General features: G+C 36.4%; 2 protein-coding genes. One reads left to right on the top strand and one right to left on the bottom strand.

The genetic code is table 11. The features are described 5' to 3' along the window. Nucleotides 1-3033: hypothetical protein (locus tag Q4A14_RS08855; RefSeq protein ID WP_303171503.1), on the bottom strand; the 3033-nt coding region annotated here is incomplete at its 3' end. A 181-nt stretch (nucleotides 3034-3214) separates the two neighbouring features. Between Q4A14_RS08855 and Q4A14_RS08850 the strand changes: the two genes are divergently transcribed. Beyond that, nucleotides 3215-3468: hypothetical protein (locus Q4A14_RS08850; protein WP_303171502.1), on the top strand; the 254-nt coding region annotated here is incomplete at its 3' end.

Here is a 3468-nt window from a genome sequence, read left to right as displayed (position 1 = left end):
AAAATCCATCATCTGATTCATATCACCTCCATCTGCGATTTTTCTATGAACCCTCATGTCTTTATATTCAAACATAAACAAATGATGTCGTGTTTTGATAGCAATATCAGGTGCTGATTGTTGCGCCGCAAAACAATGCTTATTGTAGATTTGAATACGCTTGTCGCCTATCATAAGTTTCACCAACTCATAGAACAATTTCTCCTCCGAGAAATCTTTTGTTAACAAGTTCATAATAGTTTTTTCAGAATAAACCAGTTTTAATTCTTCTTTCACACTCCACCAAAAGCCATCGAACAATAAATGCGTATAGTACGGTTGCGATACTATTAGGTATTCTTCTTCGGACATCTTCAGCACAGGATACTTTCTGAAACAGGTATTATCTAGCAACTCCTGCTCGGCAAAGATTGTATCCATCTTGTTTACATCCCATATATCAATACATTTATCTGCAATATATGTAGTAAACTCATCCCATAATCGTAAAGCATTAGTTTGTTTATAGTCTTGGCGATGCACACAATATAGACCTTCTTTAAAATTCTTTTTATCGTGATAAACAGCCAAAGGCATTTGCGCCAACAATATATAACTGAACTCATTCTGGAATCCATAATTATTCACGACCCTTCTGATGGCTTCACCCACCTCTTTGTGTTCTTTCCCAAATTTGGTTAATGCCACAAACTTAAGAATCTGTGCTTTTTCCAGTTCCTTCTTATTCTCACCAAATAGATCGATATTCAGTACATCTTGCTGCATAATAATCTTTGCATCTCGAATATCTGTGTCACCATCTATCCTTACCAAGATTTCCTTTTCACGCTGCATCTCCATACTGTTCTCCACCAAAATGGCTTTCAGCAACGCTTCGTATGCCTCAAAACTCTCACCTATACCCTCTCTTTCATTGGGAAGTCTCAATACTTTTATTAATAGACGATAAAGTGCTCGATGATTAATCAATGTCAGCCAAGTACTATTAAATTTTTCCTCTAGTGCTTTCAATCGGCGAAATAGTCGCTCGACTTCAGACCTTTCCCTATAGTTTTGGAACATAACCAGAAGCCCATGTTTCGCTTCCATCGAAAAGCTATCAAAACAGTCCACACTAATCATGTGAACTACACCTTCTATCAGCCATCGTTTGTTGATGCCTGTAAGGCATGTCTCCACATCTTCTACTTGTCCATTAAACAAGTCTGCGTATTCTACTGTCTTGGTAACATAAGAGTGATGTCCCAACAGTTTAGGTTGTTTGGTTATTGCACTCATTACATCTATTCTCAACTCTTCACCGTCCAAAAGTCTTTCACCTGCCATATACCTACTGAATGACATGGTCTGATTCATAACATTTGTCATCATATCGCCAATGTTAATTGTCGCGAGATCAAAGGTTGTTTGCTTATAGTAGCGAGTAAAGTATTTTAGGAATCCGTCCTTTTTAAAGTTGCCCTTATAAAGGGTAAGAGTTCCTAGATCCATTAATATCAGCGGGCATATTCTCTTGTAATCAATTCCCTGACGAGTGCACTCTTCACGCATCTTTCTCTGCAAGTAGTTTTTCCAGCCTGCATCTACTTGTCTTGCATCAGCTAATACCAGTACCATGAATATTCTGCTATCTTTATCTATGTTCTTATCCCAAGCAAATTCTCCTTCCAAAATCCTCTTAGCATTCCTAACAAGCTGTCCTACACCCTTATAACGCCATTTGTTTTTCTTAGTATCCAGATAGCCCACAAAGTCTTTGTCAACTTCATTCAAGAGTATCTGAATGGTTCCTTCTGCCTTGACCTCTTTGGGTATTTTAACATCCTTGCATTCAAACAGTATAACATTCTTTCCGTCTCGAATATAAAAATCTGGAGGAGAACTCAACTTCTTCTGGGGAACTACATTCCTACATTCATCGTCAGCAAGCGAAAACCATCCATGTGTGTTAGTTACTTCTTTCAGGCAATTTACCAATATAGTCTTTTCCGAAAACTCTGTTGTAAAGATTGTATTAAACCCCTGCATATTATCAGGGTACTTACATTTCCACAAATCATTGAATATGAAATATAGCCCATCAAACATCCTATAAATCATAAATGAAACATCTATGACGGCATATTCGTGAGGCGCTATCTTAATAAATGGTTTCTCTCTAAAAGTTTGATAATCCACATTATCTTCCAAGGGGATGACTTCATGAATGTCAATGGAATCTCTATCCACTATCTGCTCAGATAATAATTTTTCTTCATCCCTAAGCCGTTCAAAGTTGATAACACCGGTTTTATCTCTGGCTAAAGCTAAAATGCTCCAATATGTTCTCAAATAATATTTCCATGATGTAAGACCGTATACTTTTAGAAATTCATCATATAGGTCTTTGAGTTGAGGATGCTGGGACACAAAATTGAAGAACTTAACAGTTCGGATATTCTGATTCCTAACCAATTCATTAATATCTGATTCCTGATTTATAAAGTCATTATACGCATACCTCGACATCAAAAGACAGGCTAAATACAATTCTAAATCATTCTCTTGTTTGTATGGTGATTCCCCTTGATTTCTGTTAAGGGTAATTTCATTGGCTATCAAAAAAGAAATGTATAAATTTTTCTCTAATTGCGCAATGTTATCAGAACCATCACTTTCTGGCATAGCCATGATGTATTTCAGCAAAAGCAGCGGTGTCTCACTGCCAGTTGCATATTCCATCGGTTGTTGCTTTCTTTCTGTCTCCAGTGCGAAATAGGCTTTATACCTATGGATTGCACCAAATAACTGGTCTAAATTATTAGGACCAAAGAAGAATCTCGGCACATCAATCTGAGTCGTTTTCTCATCTCTGAAATCAGGATTATAGAAAGGTTTACCAACCAACTTATTCTGCATATTTGAAACTAACCTGATAGCCCAAATACGCGGTAATCCAGCAAGGAGTTTTTCGAGAGGATACATTTCTCCATTTGGGTACAATTGTTTGTATCCAACAATTCCTGCCAGCTCTCCTTTATTATATATAGCCATCTTATTTTAGAATTTTAATATGTATATTTTCTTATACCTTGCTGTCATCTTTGAATTCCCCAATAAACAACATCAAATAATTGTTCATAGAAGCCATTAGAGCAGTTTGGTTTTAGAAACACATCACAGCTTCATCAAACTATGTTTTACCCTATAGGGATGGTAAATTCAGTCCTGCTTTGTGGAATTTGAAATGCTTATTCTCTTACTGAAACATATAGTCATTCTTCTTTTGATTCCTCTTCTTTTTCAGTACAAAAAGGAAGTTCTTTACCGAAAGTTTTCACTTTTTTATAAGACCTTTCAAGTATTAATTTTCAGCTTATACATTCAAATTATAGCTTATTCTGCAAAGTTACTCACACATAATGAGAAAGACGAAGAAAATGGAAAGAAAACGCCCCTTGCGGAGCATAAAAATGTAGCAAGAGGCGT

It is taken from the genome of Porphyromonas sp. (assembly GCF_030529325.1).
Taxonomy (GTDB): Bacteria; Bacteroidota; Bacteroidia; order Bacteroidales; family Porphyromonadaceae; genus Porphyromonas_A.
Note: the sequence above shows the minus strand (reverse complement) of the source record. Positions and strands in the feature narration are given on the sequence as shown.